17 protein-coding genes and 4 pseudogenes are annotated in these 17679 nt (G+C 70.7%); 10 read left to right on the plus strand and 11 right to left on the minus strand.

What is annotated here, in order from left to right; all coding sequences use genetic code 11:
• Positions 1-54: 54 nt before the first annotated feature.
• Positions 55-1224, plus strand: coding sequence for a 4-hydroxybenzoate 3-monooxygenase (locus tag ABZ923_RS33780; protein ID WP_361479626.1), 1170 nt, complete (start codon positions 55-57; stop codon positions 1222-1224).
• A 58-nt stretch (positions 1225-1282) separates the two neighbouring features.
• Here ABZ923_RS33780 and ABZ923_RS33785 read toward each other — a convergent pair.
• The 7 genes and pseudogenes from ABZ923_RS33785 to ABZ923_RS33815 all read right to left on the minus strand — a co-directional run.
• A pseudogene (locus tag ABZ923_RS33785) lies at positions 1283-1490 on the minus strand (cytochrome P450); the annotation flags it as partial.
• Between the two features lie 384 nt (positions 1491-1874).
• On the minus strand, positions 1875-2264 hold the full coding sequence (locus ABZ923_RS33790; RefSeq protein ID WP_361479629.1) for a hypothetical protein: 390 nt from the start codon (positions 2262-2264) through the stop codon (positions 1875-1877).
• A gap of 29 nt (positions 2265-2293) precedes the next feature.
• On the minus strand, positions 2294-2647 hold the full coding sequence (locus ABZ923_RS33795) for a hypothetical protein (protein WP_361479631.1): 354 nt from the start codon (positions 2645-2647) through the stop codon (positions 2294-2296).
• The gene (locus tag ABZ923_RS33800; RefSeq protein ID WP_361479634.1) at positions 2620-2874 is read right to left on the minus strand and encodes a hypothetical protein; all 255 of its coding nucleotides are present in this window, start codon (positions 2872-2874) and stop codon (positions 2620-2622) included. Before ABZ923_RS33800 ends, ABZ923_RS33795 begins: the two co-directional genes overlap by 28 nt.
• A gap of 444 nt (positions 2875-3318) precedes the next feature.
• The gene (locus ABZ923_RS33805; RefSeq protein ID WP_361479701.1) at positions 3319-3513 is read right to left on the minus strand and encodes a hypothetical protein; all 195 of its coding nucleotides are present in this window, start codon (positions 3511-3513) and stop codon (positions 3319-3321) included.
• Between the two features lie 148 nt (positions 3514-3661).
• Positions 3662-3802: pseudogene (locus tag ABZ923_RS33810) on the minus strand (serine/threonine-protein phosphatase); the annotation flags it as partial.
• 137 nt (positions 3803-3939) lie between these two features.
• Positions 3940-4839, minus strand: a complete 900-nt coding sequence (locus ABZ923_RS33815) for a restriction endonuclease (protein WP_361479636.1) — start codon at positions 4837-4839, stop codon at positions 3940-3942.
• 207 nt (positions 4840-5046) lie between these two features.
• Here ABZ923_RS33815 and ABZ923_RS33820 point away from each other — a divergent pair.
• Positions 5047-5521: pseudogene (locus ABZ923_RS33820) on the plus strand (ATP-binding protein).
• A gap of 98 nt (positions 5522-5619) precedes the next feature.
• On the opposite strand, the gene ABZ923_RS33825 reads toward ABZ923_RS33820, so the two are convergent.
• Positions 5620-5988 carry a hypothetical protein gene (locus ABZ923_RS33825; protein WP_361479639.1) on the minus strand — a complete coding sequence of 123 codons (369 nt, stop codon included), beginning with the start codon at positions 5986-5988 and terminating at the stop codon, positions 5620-5622.
• Between the two features lie 396 nt (positions 5989-6384).
• Here ABZ923_RS33825 and ABZ923_RS33830 point away from each other — a divergent pair, with 396 nt between their 5' ends.
• Together ABZ923_RS33830 and ABZ923_RS33835 are read left to right on the plus strand one after the other, a co-directional pair.
• The gene (locus ABZ923_RS33830) at positions 6385-7842 is read left to right on the plus strand and encodes a GAF domain-containing SpoIIE family protein phosphatase (protein ID WP_361479642.1); all 1458 of its coding nucleotides are present in this window, start codon (positions 6385-6387) and stop codon (positions 7840-7842) included.
• A 5-nt stretch (positions 7843-7847) separates the two neighbouring features.
• Positions 7848-8216, plus strand: a complete 369-nt coding sequence (locus tag ABZ923_RS33835) for an STAS domain-containing protein (RefSeq protein ID WP_361479645.1) — start codon at positions 7848-7850, stop codon at positions 8214-8216.
• A 47-nt stretch (positions 8217-8263) separates the two neighbouring features.
• Here the strand turns inward: ABZ923_RS33835 and ABZ923_RS33840 are convergent.
• Positions 8264-8931, minus strand: a pseudogene (locus ABZ923_RS33840) (helix-turn-helix domain-containing protein); the annotation flags it as partial.
• Positions 8932-9229: 298 nt separating this feature from the next.
• Between ABZ923_RS33840 and ABZ923_RS33845 the strand changes: the two are divergent.
• From ABZ923_RS33845 to ABZ923_RS33855, 3 genes are all read left to right on the plus strand, one after another.
• Entirely contained in the window at positions 9230-9658 is a 429-nt protein-coding gene (locus tag ABZ923_RS33845; RefSeq protein ID WP_361479648.1) for a peptidase inhibitor family I36 protein, read from the plus strand.
• Between the two features lie 212 nt (positions 9659-9870).
• The gene (locus ABZ923_RS33850; protein WP_361479651.1) at positions 9871-10065 is read left to right on the plus strand and encodes an antitoxin; all 195 of its coding nucleotides are present in this window, start codon (positions 9871-9873) and stop codon (positions 10063-10065) included.
• Between the two features lie 810 nt (positions 10066-10875).
• On the plus strand, positions 10876-11691 hold the full coding sequence (locus ABZ923_RS33855; RefSeq protein WP_361479654.1) for an SAM-dependent methyltransferase: 816 nt from the start codon (positions 10876-10878) through the stop codon (positions 11689-11691).
• Between the two features lie 325 nt (positions 11692-12016).
• On the opposite strand, the gene ABZ923_RS33860 is transcribed toward ABZ923_RS33855, so the two are convergent.
• Complete coding sequence (locus tag ABZ923_RS33860) at positions 12017-12361, minus strand: hypothetical protein (RefSeq protein WP_361479657.1); 345 nt, start codon at positions 12359-12361, stop codon at positions 12017-12019.
• A 640-nt stretch (positions 12362-13001) separates the two neighbouring features.
• Between ABZ923_RS33860 and ABZ923_RS33865 the strand changes: the two genes are divergently transcribed.
• The 3 genes from ABZ923_RS33865 (at position 13002) to ABZ923_RS33875 (ending at position 15373) form a co-directional block, all read left to right on the plus strand.
• Positions 13002-13946, plus strand: a complete 945-nt coding sequence (locus tag ABZ923_RS33865) for an alpha/beta fold hydrolase (RefSeq protein ID WP_361479660.1) — start codon at positions 13002-13004, stop codon at positions 13944-13946.
• A 291-nt stretch (positions 13947-14237) separates the two neighbouring features.
• Complete coding sequence (locus tag ABZ923_RS33870) at positions 14238-14546, plus strand: hypothetical protein (protein ID WP_361479663.1); 309 nt, start codon at positions 14238-14240, stop codon at positions 14544-14546.
• The gene (locus ABZ923_RS33875) at positions 14546-15373 is read left to right on the plus strand and encodes an SDR family NAD(P)-dependent oxidoreductase (RefSeq protein WP_361479666.1); all 828 of its coding nucleotides are present in this window, start codon (positions 14546-14548) and stop codon (positions 15371-15373) included. The genes ABZ923_RS33870 and ABZ923_RS33875 overlap by 1 nt, the downstream gene beginning before the upstream one ends.
• 114 nt (positions 15374-15487) lie before the next feature.
• Here ABZ923_RS33875 and ABZ923_RS33880 read toward each other — a convergent pair whose 3' ends face one another.
• The gene (locus ABZ923_RS33880; RefSeq protein ID WP_361479669.1) at positions 15488-17641 is read right to left on the minus strand and encodes an MMPL family transporter; all 2154 of its coding nucleotides are present in this window, start codon (positions 17639-17641) and stop codon (positions 15488-15490) included.
• Positions 17642-17679: the final 38 nt, after the last annotated feature.

Genomic DNA, 17679 nt, shown 5'->3' on the forward strand with positions numbered 1-17679 from the left:
GGCCGGCCATGCCGCCCAACAGCCCACGCCCTGAGCACGGAGGCTCGCACACCCATGACCACGACACACGACGAAACGACAGTCGTCATCATCGGAGCCGGCGTCGCCGGCCTGACTCTTGGCAACTTTCTGCTGCGCAACGGCATCGACTGCATCGTGCTGGAGAAGCACCCCCGCTCCTACGTCGAGAAGCGCCAGCGCGCCGGGACCATCGACACCTTCGGAGTGCGCATGTTCCGCGAGTGGGGCCTGGAGGAAGTCCTGGCGGGCGACCCGATCCCGCACAGCGAGGGCGGCTTCTACATCGACGGCCACGCGATGCCGATCGACGTGGACGACAACAACGAGAGCCTGTACTGCCCGCAGCAGGTCCTCGTGCGCAACCTCACCGAGCTGTTCCTGCGCGAGGGAGGCGACCTGCGCTACGAAGCCGCCGACGTCACCCTGGTCAACATCACCGAGGGCCGCCCCGTCGTGCGCTACCGGGATGCCGACGGTACGGCGCGGGCTGTCGACTGCGACTTCATCGCCGGCTGCGACGGCTTCCACGGCGTCTCGCGCCGCAGCATTCCCTCCTCCGCCCTGACCGAGTACTCCCACGCGTACGGCTACTCCTGGCTCAGCGTCCTGGCCGCCACCCCGACCCGCCCGTCCGGCATGGCCATCCACGAACTGGGCCTGGCCGGCATGATCCCCCGCGGCCCGGAGGCCAGCCGCATCTACCTCCAGTGCGCGGTCGACGACACCCCCGAGCAGTGGCCGGACGAGCGCATCTGGAGCGAGCTGGAGGCCCGCTTCGGCACCCCGCCCTCGCGCGGCGAGATCCTGTCCAAGCAGATCGTGCCCCTGCGCAGCGTGGTCTTCGCCCCGATGAGCTACGGCAAGCTCTACCTCCTGGGCGACGCCGCCCACATCGTCCCGCCGATGAGCGCCAAGGGCATACACCTGGCCCTGCACGACACCCAGGTCTTCGCCCGAGCCGTGATCCGCCAGGCGAAGGAGGGTGACTCCAGCCTCCTCGACAGCTACTCGGAGACCTGCCTGCCGCACATCTGGAACTACCAGGCGTTCGCGATGTGGATCACCGACACCATGCACAATGCCGGATTCACCGGCTTCGAGGGTGAGTTCAAGAAGCAGATCGCCCGCGCCGAGCTCCAGCGCCAGTTCGCCTCGGAATCGGCGAACAAGCTGTTCAGCGAACTCACCGCCGGAACCAACTAGTCCGCACCTCCTCCTCGATCATGCTGTGTCGTCGTCGTCCAATTCCGCAGCCTCCGGATCGCGGCTCAGGCATGATCGAGGCGCGGGCGCGCAGCAGTCGCTGCCGCGGTCGTGATTCTTGCCGAGGCGGTCCCGGCGTGGGCAGCGTCGTAGCCGGTGACGAGCCAGGCTTGGACGCCGCTGGGGAAGAGGACCTGGTGGACGGGGCCGGCCTCGCGCATCCGCTCATGCAGGGGGTAGGGGTTGCTCTTGTACGGGCAGCCCATCAGCGGTCATTGCGGTGGGTACGGCGTTGACCCGCACATAGCGCAGCTCCCGGTCGAACAGGGCCAGGCCGATCGGCGACTGAGCGAACAGCCCGTCCAAGGCTGCCAGCGAGTCCCTCATCCGCCCCACGGCGCAGGTCTCGGCTGCAATGACCAGCGCGCCGGGCAGCCCCGCGGGGTGTCGTGTGGATACGGAGTCCGGGAGCGAGCGGGGTGCGGCGCCCGGGGCGCGGTGGTGGTCACCGCTCCCCGGGCCGATGACGCGAACCGTGGGCTGACGGCCGGCAACGAGCGCAAGCGGACTCGCACGGGCCGGACATGAGGCGGCCCCGGCGCCCGCAGGGTGCCGGGCCGGGGCTGGGTGGGTGGAGTGTGGGGTGCGGGTCAGGTCCGGTTACAGGTGGTCGGGCACGACGCGCGCCGTGCGGCAGAACCGGCGCCGCGACCCTCGTCGGGGGGAAGGAACTCGCCGCCGGTCGGTGTCACCCACAGGCGTTCCCATCCAGCGGCGGTCAGGGTGTTGCGGGCGGCCTGCATGAGCCGCACCCATGCGGCGCGCCGGTCGTTGTGCTGCGGCAGGGGCGGGGGAAGTTCCTCCAGGCCGTTGACGACGGGAGCGACGAGTGTGTGCTCCGGAGAGTCCTGCGCAGGTCGGACCCGCAGGCCGGTGGCATCGGTGCCGGTGTCGGTTTCGGTGTCGAGGACGCTGAGCCCGGCGGCGGCAAGGACGGCGGCCGCGCGGCGGTGGACGTCGGGCAGGGCAGGCGTGAGCATGGCGGGCTCCAGGGCCGGGGCGGGAGATGTCAGGCACAGAGGGCCGGGGTGGCGGCTGTAGCGGGGTGGAAGAACGCGTCACCGACCAGGCGGGAGTGGAGGGTGATGATGCCGGTGGGCAGTTCCAGGTGGACGCTCACGGTGCGGGTAAGGGTGGCCTGCCAGGCCAGCTGACGCAGCCACGGGCCGGTTACCGGGTCCTGGGTGAACGTGTCGCCGATGAGGTGGGAGCTGATGCAGTGGCCGTGGGTGATCAGGTTCGTCTCCCCGGCGGTGAGCCGGTGAACCAGAGCGAAGTGCCTGCCGGGCTGGTGCCGGGTGTGCCACCAGCCGGTGACCGTGCGGTCGGGCAGGCTCAGGCCGGCCGGCCAGGGACGATCCACCGGCCGTCGTGACGCATCCACTCGTTGCCCAGCGGGCAGCTGACGCTGTTGCCGTCGCGGAAGGGCGGCAGCGTGGTCTGCGCCCGGCCGGTGCGGGCGAGGGGGAAGAAGTCGGCGGCCATGATGCGGGGGCCGTCGTAGAGGGCCGGGCAGGCGGGCGCGGGTACCGGCGCGGCGAGGGGGCGGCGGACGGCAGTCAGCGAGCGGGTGGGAACGGACGCGGGCATGGCAACTCCAGGGCAGGGGTGGCGGGAAGAGTGCGAGAACGCGACCGGCCCGGCGCTTCGCCGGTCAGAGGCTCGACCGCCCCCGGGCCAGTGGCCTGGGGTGGGAGCTGCGCCCTCGACGCCCCGCACACTGACCCGGGAGCAGCCAATCCACGCAACCCCCTCTGACAACCCCCGGCCACAAGCAGCACCCGGACGGCAACACGGAAACGGCCCGCCTCGGCAAGTGCCGGAGGGTGGGCCGCAAGACGATGCGGGTGCGGGACGCGGGTCAGGACGGCGGCAGCAAGGGGGGGTGGTGTCGGGTCCCGGACGGCCCGACCGCAGGATGCAGGACGGGCGTTGCGCTTGGAGCGGGCTGTAGGGAGCTGGGTTGGCGGCGGCGTGCGACGGGCCGCCCCCGGGGGGGGTGCCGGGGCGGGCCATCAGCGCGAGGTGTGCCGGTCAGGCGATGAGCTCGCCGTCTTCGAAGCGGGCGGTGGCGGGGATGTCCCAGCCGGGCAGGAGACCGGTCACCACCGTGCCAGGAGCGCCGGGCACCGTGCGGACCTGCACGCCGGGGTCGAGGGCCTTGACGGCGGTCATGAACGGCGGGTGCTGCGTCACTCCCAACGCGGCGTGCGGCATGGGGATCGTCACGTGCTGCGTGCTGGTGTAACCCAGCCGTAAAACGGCGCGAGTTCGGGCGCGTGGATGAGGGTGGCCAGCCGGCAACCGGTGCTGCGGGCCTGGTTCTCCGCCGCGGTGAGCAGCGTGCGGGCGATGACGTCGGCGGTGGGCAGGTCCCGGGCAGCATGCCGCGCTGGAGCGCGATGGCCAGCTCTACCTGCGAGCGCTGCAGCTCGGCACGCTCACGCGCCTGGGCGGTCAGTGCGCCGAGCCTGGCGAGCAGCTCGTCGCCGTCCTCCGGCGGACGCGTGCGGGACATGGATCACTCCGGCAGGACTTGTGCCCGTGGACAGGGCAAGGCCCCGATTTTTGGGCAAAACCCCATATTCTGCTTTTAAAGGATGATAGCGAGGCAAAGGGGCGGACCGACATCCGTGCGGGCGGAGCGCCCTCGGCTCACGTCCGCGGCGTCGGCCGCTTCGCCTCGTTGAGGATGCGGCCGCGCTCCAGGAACCGCACCCCGCGCTCGCGCAGGACCCGGTCGACCTCGTGCGGCTTGCGGCCGGAGGAGAGCATCCGGGCGGCCTCGGCGACGAGGTCGTCGGACGCGGGCGGGCCGGACGGCGCGGACGGCCGCGACGGGGTGGACGGGCGCGGCGCGGCCGGCGGATGTGACGGCTCGGCCTCGCCCCGCTTCGTGCGCCGGCCCTTGCGCGTGGCCAGCAAGTAGCCGCCGACGAGCCAACAGCCCGTGAGGATGCCGACGAACTTGACGGCGTCCAGGGCGGGCGGCCCGGTGTAGGTCTTCTCGTCGCCGAGGGAGCCCAGCGGGGCCAGCAGCAGGGTGACGCCGAACCACACCCGCAGGGCGCGCTGCCAGAAGGGCCGCTCGGGCGGGGCCGAGGCGCGCACCGAGACGGAAGGGCGGGCGACCGGCGCCGGGGCCGCGGGCTGCGCGACGGCCCGGCGCTGGACACGCCGGGCGATGTCGTTGGCCGGGGTCATCGCACCGTCGAGGCCGTACCGGAACAGGGCGATGTCCCATTCCGCCGCATAGGTGAGGGCGGACTGGGTGTAGTCGCTGCCGGTGAAGAAGATCAGCTCGGCGGTGGAGCCCCGGGGCCGTGCGCCGACGAAGCGCTGCAGTTCGGGGCGTCCGACCTGGGCGGCCTGGTACTTCACCTGCCCGAGCGCGCCCCGCGCCCGTACGTCGACGCCCGCGTCGGGGCCGCCGGGCCGCGCGGTGGCGTCGGCGTACCCCCAGTACCGCATCCAGCGGGCCGCGTTGTGCTCGGCCCGTTGCCATGACGAGATCTGCGTCGGCTGCGGCACAGCCCTGTCCGTCGCCCCGCTCATGCGGTCCCTCCCCTGCCCCGGTGGCCGGGTCATGGTACGGCGCGTCGGCAAGGCCGCCACCAGGCGGTACGGCGTTCTGCCCGGCGAGGACGATGACACCGAGACCCGTGCAGACGGCGCCGACGCCCCCCTCCTGCGCGACCCGCGTACGCCTGATGTGAAGGTGCGGGGGTAAACAGGCTTGGATACGGGGCAAGGGCGGGCGGCATGGAACAGACAGCAGACGGCGAGGACAAGTCCTCGCGGCTCGGAGACGTCCTATCGGTGTCCGGGGCGTTCGAGGGGCAGCGAAGACATCGCCGCCGCCCGTGACCTCGCCCGTGGATTCCTCACCGACGTCCAAGCCGTGCACGGGTTGCCTGTGTCCCAACGCGCGATGGGCATGGTGCAGCTCGTGGTCAGCGAGCTGGTCACCAACGCCCGCAAGTACGCACCCGGCCCCTGCCTGCTCACCCTGGAGATCAACGGCGGCGCCATCGAGGTGACCGTCTGGGACAGCAACCCGACCCCGCCCGCGATCCTCGCGCCCGACCCGACCCGGATCGGCCAGCACGGGCTGGAGATCGTGATGGCCGTCGGGCAGAGCTTCGCCATCCACCGTGCGCCGGTGGGCAAGCGGATCACCACGGCAATCGTGCTGGCCGACGATCCCGGCGGAGACCCCGCCGGCCGCCAGCTGTGACGGCGTGAGACCCGACGGACCTGCACGCGAACCCGGTCACGCACCGGCAGCTGACCCCTCCGCCAGAACCACGATGCCGTGTGCGTCCGGCGACTCCACTACCGTGTGCCCGCACTGGACAGCAGGCCCGCCACTGCGGCCCGCACCGCCATCCGGATCCCGTCGCCGGACGCCGCACGCTGATCGGCCGCCAGCGCGGTGAACCCGTGCGACGCCATCCAGCTCACCAGCACGCCCATGGGCGTCTCGCCCACCTTCAGCCCCAGTGCGGTGTCGTCCGCCTCATCCACGACGTGGAAGCCCGCCAGCTTCAGGGCACGGCATACCCGTCCAGCGAGCTCGGGATAGAAGGACGCCGTTCGCCTCGCCTTCCCCAAGAAAACCGGATCATGCCAGCTACCGCGGACCGGTTGAGGCAGCCCGCACCTCGCCAGATCCCTGAGAGCCTGTCTCTCGGTGAGGGTCACGTGGTGTCGGTTTTGAGTGAGAACGAGTTCTGGCAGCAAAGCGGCGGCCGAAGGTGCCCGCCCGGACCGTTTCCGATCTTGCTCCGGGAAAGGGTCGTTTATGAGAATCACCCCGCGTGCGGCTCTGGCCCTCACCGCCCGGCGTGGAAAGATCATCCACGGAGGGCAGACACAGCCCCGGTCGCCCGTTCGGTGCCCGCACGTGGGGCGATGAGGGGGAGCGCAGTGCTGCCCGGTGCCGTCGCCGGGTTTCACCGGGCAGCACTGCGCGTCGTCATCGGTGGTGATCCTTCGAGGTGCCACCCGGATGGCCTTCGCACACTCGTTGCGCTTAGGCTTTCCGCTGGCCCGCGTCGCGCCCGGTGGCTGCGGGAGGTCAAGGAGGGTGGAAAGCCGATGCCCGTGCAGGCTTCGGCATCCGAGGACGGCGTTCCTGGCAAGCGCCTGCATCTGGTGCCCGACGAGGTCGTCGAGGCCGGCCGGATGGAAGCGGTGCGCCGCTACGACATCCTCGACACCCCGCCCGACGGGGCGTTCGACCGGGTGGCTGCGCTGGCAGCTCGCCTGTTCGACGTCCCCGTGGCGACGGTGACGATCGTGGACGAGGACCGGATCTGGTTCAAGGCCGCGCACGGCCTGGACGGGGTCAGTGAGATCGGCCGGGATCCGGGCCTGTGCGGCTCGGCGGTGCTGCGCGACGATGCCCTGGTGATCCCCGACACCCTGCTCGACGACGTCGCCTGCGGCAACCCGCTGGTCACCGGTCCACTGGGGGTTCGGTTCTACGCCGCCGCTCCGATCACCACCGCGGACGGGCACAAGCTGGGCACCGTCAACGTCCTGGACACCAAGCCCCGCTCCATCACCTCCGAACAGACTGCCACCCTGACCGATCTGGCGGCGATCGTGATGGACGAGATGGAGCTGCGCCTGTCCGCGCTGCGCACCGTGCGCCAGGAGCAGCGGGCCGCCGAGGCGGAGCGGGCGGCCCGGGAGCAGGCGGAGAGGGACAAGGCGGCGATCGCCTCCTTCGCCTCCACCTTGCAGCGCACTCTGCTGCCGCCGGCGCTGCCGACGGTGCCCGGCCTGGAGCTGGCCTGTCATTACCACACCGCGTCCGTGCACGACGTGGGCGGCGACTTCTACGACGTCTTCCCCCTGCCCGCCGGGAAGTGGGGACTGTTCCTGGGGGACGTGTGCGGCAAGGGCGCCGAGGCGGCCACTATCACCTCCCTGGCCCGCTACACCCTGCGGGCCTCCGCCCAGCACACAGACGACCCCGTCGCGGTACTTGAGGCCCTGAACAGCGCCCTGCTGGCCGACGTGTGGGCGGGCAGCCGGTTCTGCACAGCTTTCTTCGCCACCCTGACCCCTGACGCGGCCGGGGGCTTCACCGTGGAGCTGGCCACCGGTGGGCACCCCCCGGCCTACCACCTCAGCCCCGCCCCGCCCGAAGCCGGCCCCGCCACGCGCGTGCGGGTGGAAGCGGTCCGCCCCGAGGGCGGCATGCTCATCGGGGCCTTCCCCGGCGCCCGCTTCGCCTCCACCACCCTTCACCTCGCCCCCGGCCAGGCCCTGCTCCTCTACACCGACGGCCTGACCGAGGCGCACACCAGCACCGGCGCCATGCTCGGTGACGAGGGCCTGACGGCCTTCCTCACCGCTCGTCCCGCCTCGTGCGGGGCGGCGCAGTTGGTCCAGGACACCGTTGGTCTGCTGGACGCCCTGCCCGACGGCGCGAGTGACGACGTCGCCCTGCTGGCTCTGTCGGTCCCCGCTCCCGACCAGGCCGCCGCGACGGGGGCCGCATCCACCGCCCACACCACCGCCGCGCCCGCCGGCGAGGAGCACTGACGGCCATGACCGACGACATCGAGCTGGCCCTGACCGCCACCCCCGGTCCCGCAGCGGTCGCCACCGTCACCGGCGAGATCGACCTGCATACCGCACCCGGCTTGCGTACCCGCGCGCTGGAGCTGATCGACCAGGGCCACCACCACTTGATCCTGGACCTGTCGGGTGTGGGCTTCTGTGACTCCGCCGGGCTCAGCGCACTGATCGGCATTTGGCACGGCGCCCAGGAAGCGGGCGGCTCCCTGGCCCTGGCCGCCGTCCCCGACCGGCTGATGCGCATGCTCACCCTCACCGGAGTGGACAGCCTCCTCCCCCATTACCCGAGCACCGCCGACGCGCTCAGCGCCCATCAAGGCGCCCCCGACACCGCCTGAACCGCTCCTTCGCCAGCCTCTCGCGTCGCTCCCCGGCCGGCAAAGCCGATGAACTGGTCGCGTTCGGCCGGGCCGGTGTGGAGGGTGTAGAGCTCTTCGAACTGATCGACGATCAGCCACGTCTCACCGTCAGTGTCCTTGGGTATCAGCCGCTGCTCGTGGACGCGCAGGGGGTGCTCCCCCGGGGTGAGGACGCGAACGGCGGCCGGCCGCGGACCGGGAGCCTGCGGACTGCGCAGGCGCGGGATGAGACCGGCACGGAGCAGAGAGGACTTGCCACTGCCCGACGGACCAAACACCGCAGTGAAGCGGCGGGAGCGGGTCAGTTCGAGCAGACGGCCGGTGAGCTGGTCGCGGCCGAAGAACAGGTCACAGTCGCCCGGTTCGAAACAGGCCAGCCCCCGATAGGGAGGCTCATCATCTTCGTCCGAGGCGCGCGGCTCCGCAGCCTCCTCCGCGGCTGCCTCACGCCACCGCTCCTCCCACTCCTGCACATCGCCGCTGCAGGCTCGCACGTACGCCAGCACCACAGGCAGAGTCGGCAGCCGCTCTCCCCCACTGCCTGCGACAGGGTGCTCGCCCCCTGCCCCGTGCGCTGCGCCATCACCCGGTAGGTCGGGCTCCCGGCCTCCGCACGGAGTTTGCGTAACTCGGCCGCGAACCGCGCCACCGGTCCCGCACTGGGATCGAGTGGGCTCTCAGGACGTCCTGCCATCGCCAGCTCACCCCTCATCCGCCCGCTTCCCCCGTGGACGCGGCACGATCACCCGGACGCAACGCACGTGTGCGATCACCAGACGCTACGCACGTGTGGAGAGAGGAGCAAACGACAGGCGTCTTCTTTGGTCAGCATCGCGCACCGTGGCCGTGACCTGCACCGTCGCCATTGATCAGAGTGTCGGATCGGGCTGTCCATTCAATCCAGCGGCCGCTGAACTCGACGACGTGGACGCAACGGAGGCACCAGGCCCTCAAGAAGGAGAGCCGCTCCGAGCGGGCGCAGAAAGGCAAGCATGTCCATCGCAACACGCAAGCTCATCGGCATCGGCATCGCCTCACTCACCCTCCTGGGCGGCACGACGAGCGGTGTGGCCGCCGCCACCGGGAACAGCCCGGCGAGCCACGCCGGCACCCCGTTCCGGGCGACGGTCGCGGTCGCGGCAGACTGCCCGAGCGGCTGGTTGTGCGTGTGGTCCGGCAGGAACTACTCCGGCCGGATGCAGAAGGTCCGGGACAACAACAGGGACCTGTCGCGGTACTCCGTCTTCAACGGCCGCGTGCTGTCGTTCTACAACCACGGCAAGAGCTGTGACGTGACGATCTACAGCGGGAAGAACTACCACGGACACTCGTACGTCATCGGCCGCGGCGCCAAGAACACTGCTCCCAGCGGGGCGAGCGCGCTCAGGATCCTCTCCAACAAGTGGGTCCACTGTCGCTGACCCCTTTGCCCTGCTGGGCATGCTGCCGGCCGGCGCGAGGGGGCCGGCCGGCAGCCCCCGCCAGGCGCATCACGGCACACAACACAACACGACTAACTGATCATTTCAGAATGAGTTCGGCATGACGGCGGATCCGCCATGCACGCTTCGAACCGGACGCCGCGGGTACTCCCCGCCGGGTACGACACACACGTATCGCCGGGAGGTACCTCATGGGCAAGCTGGGAGACATGGCGAACAAGGCCAAGGAGATGGCGAAGGCCCATCCGGACCAGGCCGACAAGGGTGTCGACAGTGTCGAGCGGATGGTCGACGAGCGTACGGGGGACAAGTACGACGCGCAGACCGACAAGGCCGCCGACGCCGTGCACCGTTCCTACGGCGGCGGCGAGGTGACGGACCGCTGAACCCGCGGCACCCGGAACCGGGCTCCGGCGTCGATCGCCGGGGCCCGGTCGTGTTCCGGGCGCGGAGCGACAGCTAGGACGGGCCGCGACCGCGCCGGCGCGGACCGCGTCCGGTCAGTCGTGCCGGCCGAAGGCCGGGTTGCCCGTGACGACGCGGGCGTGCGACGGCCAGCGAGTTGCCCAGGTCACTGCTGTCGAGCAGTCCGCTGGTCAGCAGCGTGTCCTGTACGGCGTCGGCGCGCTGGGCCAGTCCCGGGTCAGGGGGCGCGGCAGGGCCTCGATCAGGCGTTGGGCGTCCGCGCGGGAGTCGGCGGGAGTTCGCATCGCCAGGTCCTTCCAGTCGGGGCGGGAGGGACGATCACCCTCCCCCGCCCCGGGGAGGGGAGCCGACGAAATGCCGACCGTTCGGTGACGAAATGAGATGGCGTTGGAGTCGGCAGAGGCGCCAGTGCGACGATGTACGGCTGGCGATTGGCGTTTGACGCGCATGCCCTTGGTCAGGACCGCGAGACCGAGCCGGACGGGTTCGTCGATACGGGAGGTGCTCGCGATGGTCGCTCCGAGCAACGTAGCGGCAGCGAGGCCCTTGTTTCGCATGATCTGGTCAGGGTTGACGGCGTTCCCATCCGCACCACCCGTGCCGGTCTCATTGTCGGCTGCGGGTGGCCTCTGTGGGGTGTACTGGCCGCCGGTGGCCCTCTGAGAGGTGCCGCTGGAGGTCGATGTGCGGAACTGGTACACGGCCCCCGCCTGTCGCAGAACGCCTTGCCGTTCGTGGGCGTCGGCCAGGAAACTGTACGGTGGGGCGTCATGACGAAGTGGCAGCTGCTGAGCGCCGTGTCGAAGACGGCGCTGGCCGTGGCCCAGGTCCGCGCTGACGAGAGCGCAGCCGGCAACGCCTTGTTCAATGACCCGTATGCTGCAGCCTTTCTGGCCGCGTCGGGAGAGCCGATGCGACCGCACAGCCCCGGTCCGCTGGCGAAGGTCCTGACGGCCCAGACGGTGATCCGGACCCGCTTCTACGACGACCAGCTTCTGCATTCCGGCTGCAACCAGGTGGTCCTGCTCGCAGCCGGGCTGGACACCCGCGCCTACCGGCTCCCCTGGCCGCGTGGGATCCGCTTGTACGAGCTCGACCTGCCGCCGGTCTTGGAGTTCAAGCACCGCGTGCTGGCGGCGGAGTCCGCCGTAGCGCGCTGCGACAGAACGGCCCTTCCCGTGGACCTGCTGCACACCGCCTGGGCCGATCGGCTGATCGACGCGGGGTTCAACCCGGCGCAGCCAACCGCCTGGGGTGTCGAAGGCCTGCTTGTCTATCTCACCGCAGAGGAGGCGGCCGGGGTGCTCACCACGGTCGGTGAACTGTCCGCCCCGGTCAGCCGGCTCGTCTTGGAGCGGGGACGCAGCGGGCAGACCGTTCTCGACGATCCGTCGGTCGCGCACATCACCTCGCTGTGGAAGGGCGGCCTGGGTTCGAGGACCGCCGACTGGCTCGGCGACCACGGCTGGCACACCCGGATCCATCCACTGGACGCCGTCGCTGACCACTACGACCGGCCAACAGCCAATCCGTCCGGCACTGGCTTCATCACGGCCGTACGCGGCACGAGCCAAGCGTTGTCCTAGCTCACCGAGAGCCTGTTCCGGCCGGCCTGTTCCAGCCGGTTCACCGTGGTCTTTGGTCTGTCGGTCAGCGGCGAGCCCTCCCTGCTGTGTGCGGGCCCCGCCCCCGGCCTGCGCACAGCGGAGCCGGCCGGGCCGCGGCCGCCGCCGAGCGTGTGCTCATCCCGGCGAGCCTCGCCTCCCCGATGGCGCCCACCCCGCGGCACGCTGTCCGGGTTGCGCGTGCCGCCGGAAGCGACCCCTCTCCTACGGGAGCCAGGAAGAGGGACGAAAGCCCAGTTGACGATTGCTGCGCGGTGCGGCGCGCTCCGGCCGTCGTCGGGGCCGGTCAGGCACAGCCGCGCCGCCAGTTCCAGCCGATGAAGGTGTGACGCAGGTTCACCTCGAAGTGGCAGAAGGCGGTGCCGTCGGCCTTGAGGTCGACGTACGAGTGGTGGGTGTTGGCGTACCAGGCCCCGGTCGCGTCGAAGACTCCGCGATAGGTGAAGTCCGCGTGTGCCTCGCTGCGGGAGGCCGAGCAGCCGGTGGCGCAGTCGACGCCCTCGGTGGCCGACTTCCGCGACCAACCCGCGTCCCACGGCTCACGGTTCCACTGCTGGGTGGCGCCGGCGCCCGCGCTCACGACGCGACCGCCTTCGGTGGCCCAGTGCGACGTCAGGTACAGGGCAGTCATGCGGATATGGCAGCAGTCGTACATCTCGTTCCAGCTGGAAAGCCGATGCCAGCCGCTCTCGGTGTCTTCGGTCCCGGCCCCTGCCGCGGTTCCACCGGCCCGGCCGAGCGGCGTCAGCCGCACCTCACCGAGCCGTGGCCTGCAGTCCACGCCGATCGATACCTCCTGCTGTACGGCCATACCCACGGGCGGTGCGGGCAGTGAGCCCGTCAACCGCAGATCGCCACAGGAGCGGTCGGCCCGTGTCCCCTCGCCGGCCGCGGACGCCGGAACGGCCGCGAAGGAGAGCAGAACGGCGACGAGCGCTGAGCGACAAGCGATTCGGATATGCACGTCTCGTTTCTTTCTTCAGCTGCTGACTCAGTCCGATGCCCACGAGCGGCATCTTGTGAGGGCTCGTGCGCAGTACGTCCGTGATCTGCCCGGCAGACCGAGGAAGCACAAGGGCCCGTCTCTCCCATCGAGACGGAGTTCATACCTCACCAGCAACTACTCGACCGCGCACGTCCCTTGAAACAAAGCTTCTGAGCCAATCCGCTACATTCTCGGCGCGCCGCAGTCCTCGTGAAAGACACAATGGGCGCCGTCAGCGCGCTTCGACCCGGCCTGACACAACACAGGGGCCGACTCAGGGGGTCTGATGAAGATGCGACTGGTCTGGGGAGCCGCTGCGGCCGCCGCCGCAGCCATCGCGGCGCGGGCAGCGGCCGGCCGGATCGAACGTCTGCCGGATCCAGTCTCTTACGAACGGCTCCGTCGCGAGCCCGAGGGCGAGGAAGTGCTGCTCTCTCGCCCCGACGGGACGGTGCTGCGCACCCTCGTCGCGGGTGACGGGCCACCGGTGGTATTGGCCCACGGATACGGTGTCTCTCTCCTGGAGTGGAATCTGGTGCAGGCCACCCTGGTGGCGAGCGGTCACCGTGTCATCGTCTTCGATCAGCGTGGCCATGGACGGTCGACGTGCGGCGCGGACGGCATCGGCTCCGGACCCATGGCGCAGGACTACCTAGCAGTCCTCGAACACTTCGACGTACGCGACGGGGTGCTCGTCGGGCATTCCATGGGCGGATTCCTCGCGCTTCGTGCCGTGCTCGACCATCCCGGCGTCGCCCGGCGGCTGCGCGGTCTGGTGCTGTTCGCGACCTGGGCGGGCCGTATTTATGACGGAGCGCCGCACAACCGGCTGCAGATCCCGCTGCTGGAGACGGGCATCCTCCAGCGGCTGGCACGGACCCGCACGGGCGGAATCCTCTTCGGAGCCGCTCAGTGCGGAACACACCCCTCTCCAGCGATGATCGCGGTCTTCCTCGAGGTCTTCCTCCACCAGGACCACCGCTCCCTCGTGCCGGTCGTGCGGGCGTTCGCCCGCGAGGACCGCTACCCTCGTCTGACCGAGATCACGGTCCCCACCGTCGTCATGGTCGGGTCGGCCGATCGCAGCACACCCCCCAGCCACGCCAGGCGCCTGGCCACCGGAATACCGGGCGCACGGCTGGTCACCGTGCCGGACGCCGGACACATGTTGAACTGGGAGGCCCCGCACGCCCTTGTGCAGGCCGTCGTCTCCCTGCACAAGGCTTCTTGACCAACCTGACGGAGCAACAGGATCAGACGGAGGCCGCCCTCACGTCCGCAGAACTGCGAAAAGCCCAGCCAAGTTCGACGCCGCACCTTCCTGACTTCGGCGTTTCGGGGTCTGAATCCGTGTCGGACCGGTGACGCGGTCCCTCCGGGCTGGTACGCCGGAGGCATGCGGTATCCGGACGGGGGCGGGCTGACCGCCGAGCGGCGTAGGCGTAGGGAAGAGGTGCGGATGCGGGCCGTTGACCTCTTCGAGGAGGGCGTGGAAGTCCCTTACACCGCCCGGGATTTACGGATGAGTGAGAAGTCGGCCGACGCGGCCGCGAAGGCGGCGACCGGTTCCGCGGACCCCCACCTCCCGGCCTTGTACGCCCACCACCGGGCCGCGTTCGCCGAAGTGATGGCACGCCAGAAGAACGGTCCCGTCGACCGGGTCGTCAAGACCATCGTCGCGGCCGTGGAGACCCGCCGTCCGAAGCGCCGTTACGTGGCCGGCTCCGACGCCCGGGCCCTGGGAATGATCTCCCGGCTGCCCGCCGGACTGCGCGAGCGGCTCATCACGAGCAGCTTCAAGCTCAGCAAGGTCCCCTCGGGGGCCGCCTGATGAGGAGCGGGGCGCGCACCATCGTCGTCATCGGCGCGACCTCCGGTCTGGGCCGGCAGGCCGCCCACGCCCTGGCCGCCGTCGGCCACCGCCTGATCCTGGTCGGGCGCGGGCCGGACCGTGCCACAAGCCTCGCCCGTGCACTTCCCCAGGCCCACGTGATCCGTGCGGACGTCGCGACGGCGGGCGGCATCGACTTCGTGGCGCGCCAGGTGCACGAGGTCTCCGATACGGTCGACACCCTGATCAACAACGCAGGTGTCATGCGGCCCCGCCGGGAGACCACTGCCGAGGGCTTCGAACTCGACTTCGCCGTCCACCACCTCGCCCCGTACTCGATGGCGAGCCGATTGCTGCCCCTCCTGCGAGAAGGAGACGGCCGGGTCGTCAACGTCAACTCCGAGGGCCACCGCACTCCCATGCGAGGCGGCGGCACCGTCACCCTAGACTTCGCCGACCTGCAGAGCGAACGGGACTACGACCCCTTCCTGGTCTACAGCCGCACCAAGCTGACCAACCTGATGTTCACCTACCAACTCCATGCGCGCCACCCGGAGCTGACCATGGCAGCGCTTCACCCAGGCGTCGTACGCACCAGCCTGGGACGGGAGTTCCGCACCGTCCAGGTACGCATGGTCCATGCCTTCGCCCTGTCCGCACGCCGCGGCGCGGAGCCCGTGGTGCGCCTGGCGACGGGGAGCGTGACCGCCGGAACGTACTACAACCGCTTCACCCCGGTGGCCTCCTCACCCCATTCCTACGACACCGCCGCCGCCCGGGCGTTGTGGTCCGCCACCGAAGACCTGCGCGGACCGTTCCACTCCTGAGCCGGCCCTATCGCCTCACCCGGTGCGCGCGGTGAGCGCGGCACCGGGCGAGGTCCTGCGGGTGCCTGCCCTGCGCAGGCACCCGGTCGCGGGCGGCGTCACCGGGCACGGTGATCACACGTACTCCGCGGGGGGTTCGTCCGCCGGCGCTCTCGCTTCCCGAATCCGCAGCCGCCGCAGCTGCCTCGGCGCCCACCAGTTGGCGCGGCCCGCCAGTCGCATCGCCAGCGGCAGCAGCACCAAGCGGATCAGCGTCGCGTCGACGAGGATGGTCAGGGCGGTGCCGAGCCCGAGTTCCTTGAGGAAGACGACGCCTGAGCCGACGTACGACAGGAACGACAGGGCCAGGATCCCGGCCGCCGCGGTGATGAGGGGAGCACTGCGCCGTATGCCCTCGCCGACGGCGCGCATGGTGTCGCCGGTGCGGTCGTGCTCCTCTTTGATACGGGCCAGCAGGAACACCTCGTAGTCCATCGACAGCCCGTAGGCGACGCAGAACATCAGCACGGGGATGCTCGGCTCGATCGACCCGGTCGCCGTGAAGCCGAGCGTGCCGGACAGGTGGCCGTCCTGGAAGACCCACACCAGGCAGCCGAACATCACCGACAGGCTGAGCAGGTTCAGCACGGTGGCTTTGACGGGCAGCAGCACGCTGTTCGTCATCAGGAAGAGGATGCCGTACGTGGCCGCCAGTACGATCCCGATCGCGTACGGCACTCGCTCCGACAGCGTCGCGCGGAAGTCGCTCGTCTCACCGGGATAACCACCGACGAGTGCGGGCGCCGGGGACGGGGTCTTCCGGATGCGATCGACGAAAGCGGGCACGTCGCCGTACATCGCCTGCTGGGTCGGTATGACGGCCAGCCGGACCTGTCCTGCGGGCGCCGTCAGCCGGTCCTGGCCCGGGGCGGCGGTGCGTTGCCCGTCCCGATAGGCCCCGCCCGGCGCGTCCACCTGGTACACGCCGGGCAGGAGGGAGAGCGCGGCAGCATAGGCGCGCGTGTCGGCGGACTCGCCGAGGACGATCTGCACGGTGTCCGTCGGCTCCGCCGCGAACTCGCGGTGCGTGATCTCGGCGGTGGTGCGCGAGGACGTTCCCTGGGGCAGTGCCCGTTCATCGGGCAGTCCGAAGCGCAGCCCGAGCAGAGGCAGAGCCGCGACCAGCAACACGGTGAGGACGCCGCCCCCGGCGAGCAGCGGTCGGCGCAGGGCGCGCAGCGCAGTGCGATGCCAGAAGCCCGACGCAGGTGCGGCGGGTCGTTCCACGCGCCGGCCCCAGCGGCCGAGAGCGGCGGGCAGGAAGAGCACTGCTCCCGCGACCGCGGTGAGCACGACCAGCACACCGGCGTACGCGAACGACCTGAGGAAGAAGAACGGGAACACCGCGAGGGAGCACAGCGACACCGCGACCGTGATTCCGCTGAAGACGACCGTGCGGCCCGCGGCCACGGTCGCCCGCACGACCGCGTCATGGTGCGCGTGCCCGGCGACGCGCTCCTCGCGGTAGCGGTTGATCACGAAGAGCCCGTAGTCGACGCCAAGGCCGAGACCCAGGACCAGGGCGAGGTTCGCGGCGAACGTCGACACCTCCGTGAACTGGGCGAGCAGCCGCAGACCGGCCAGCGTGCCGAGCACCGACAGCAGACCGACCGCGACGGTCAACAAGGCCGCCACCGTGCGGCGGTAGACGAGGACCAGCAGGAGCAGCACGACCGGCAGCGCGAACGCCTCGGCGCGCAGAAAGTCGCCACGGGCCTGTTCGCCGACCTGCCGGGAGATCTCCTCCTGGCCGCCCACCTGTACGTCGAGGGCGGCAGTGGTCCGTGTCAGCTCGGGAGCGAGCGTGCTCAGTCGCGCGCGTGTGGCGGTGGCGGTGCCCTCCAGGCGGGCGAGTATCAGAGCGCGATGGCCGTTTCTGCTGCGCAGCGCGGCGCTGCGGGTGTCCCAGTACGAGGTGACGTCCGTGACACCGGGTGCCCGCGTCACCTCAGCGGCGAGCGCACGAGCGGCCCGCCGGCTGGACGGGCTGTCGACGTCGCCGTCCCGGGCGGTCACCAGAACGGCCAGGTTGGGGTTGCCGGTACGGAAGTCGTCCCGCAGCCGCTCGCCGGCCCGCACCGACTCCGTGCCGGGTGCACTCCAACGGGAGAGATCCAGGTCGTCGGCGGCGCCTGCGCCGTACGCGGCCAGTCCCGGGAAGACGAGCAGGACAGCGACCAGCACGGCGCGACTTCGCCGCACGGCCAGCCGGCCGAGGCGAGTGAGCATGACGGGCCCTTCTGGTGGGAACGGGTGTGGCTTCCGCG

The sequence above is a fragment of the Streptomyces sp. NPDC046881 genome, assembly GCF_040645015.1.
In the GTDB taxonomy this organism is placed as follows: Bacteria; Actinomycetota; Actinomycetes; order Streptomycetales; family Streptomycetaceae; genus Streptomyces.

Excerpts from the sequence above, each read along its gene's own strand:
- ABZ923_RS33875 (WP_361479666.1), top strand. The coding sequence starts at position 14,546 with ATGAGGAGCGGGGCGCGCACCATCGTCGTCATCGGCGCGACCTCCGGT.
- ABZ923_RS33865 (WP_361479660.1), top strand. The coding sequence starts at position 13,002 with ATGAAGATGCGACTGGTCTGGGGAGCCGCTGCGGCCGCCGCCGCAGCC.
- ABZ923_RS33880 (WP_361479669.1), bottom strand. The coding sequence starts at position 17,641 with ATGCTCACTCGCCTCGGCCGGCTGGCCGTGCGGCGAAGTCGCGCCGTG.
- ABZ923_RS33850 (WP_361479651.1), top strand. The coding sequence starts at position 9,871 with ATGGGCAAGCTGGGAGACATGGCGAACAAGGCCAAGGAGATGGCGAAG.
- ABZ923_RS33830 (WP_361479642.1), top strand. The coding sequence starts at position 6,385 with ATGCCCGTGCAGGCTTCGGCATCCGAGGACGGCGTTCCTGGCAAGCGC.
- ABZ923_RS33815 (WP_361479636.1), bottom strand. The coding sequence starts at position 4,839 with ATGAGCGGGGCGACGGACAGGGCTGTGCCGCAGCCGACGCAGATCTCG.
- ABZ923_RS33855 (WP_361479654.1), top strand. The coding sequence starts at position 10,876 with ATGACGAAGTGGCAGCTGCTGAGCGCCGTGTCGAAGACGGCGCTGGCC.
- ABZ923_RS33845 (WP_361479648.1), top strand. The coding sequence starts at position 9,230 with ATGTCCATCGCAACACGCAAGCTCATCGGCATCGGCATCGCCTCACTC.
- ABZ923_RS33780 (WP_361479626.1), top strand. The coding sequence starts at position 55 with ATGACCACGACACACGACGAAACGACAGTCGTCATCATCGGAGCCGGC.
- ABZ923_RS33790 (WP_361479629.1), bottom strand. The coding sequence starts at position 2,264 with ATGCTCACGCCTGCCCTGCCCGACGTCCACCGCCGCGCGGCCGCCGTC.
- ABZ923_RS33860 (WP_361479657.1), bottom strand. The coding sequence starts at position 12,361 with ATGACTGCCCTGTACCTGACGTCGCACTGGGCCACCGAAGGCGGTCGC.
- ABZ923_RS33800 (WP_361479634.1), bottom strand. The coding sequence starts at position 2,874 with ATGCCCGCGTCCGTTCCCACCCGCTCGCTGACTGCCGTCCGCCGCCCC.
- ABZ923_RS33835 (WP_361479645.1), top strand. The coding sequence starts at position 7,848 with ATGACCGACGACATCGAGCTGGCCCTGACCGCCACCCCCGGTCCCGCA.
- ABZ923_RS33870 (WP_361479663.1), top strand. The coding sequence starts at position 14,238 with ATGAGTGAGAAGTCGGCCGACGCGGCCGCGAAGGCGGCGACCGGTTCC.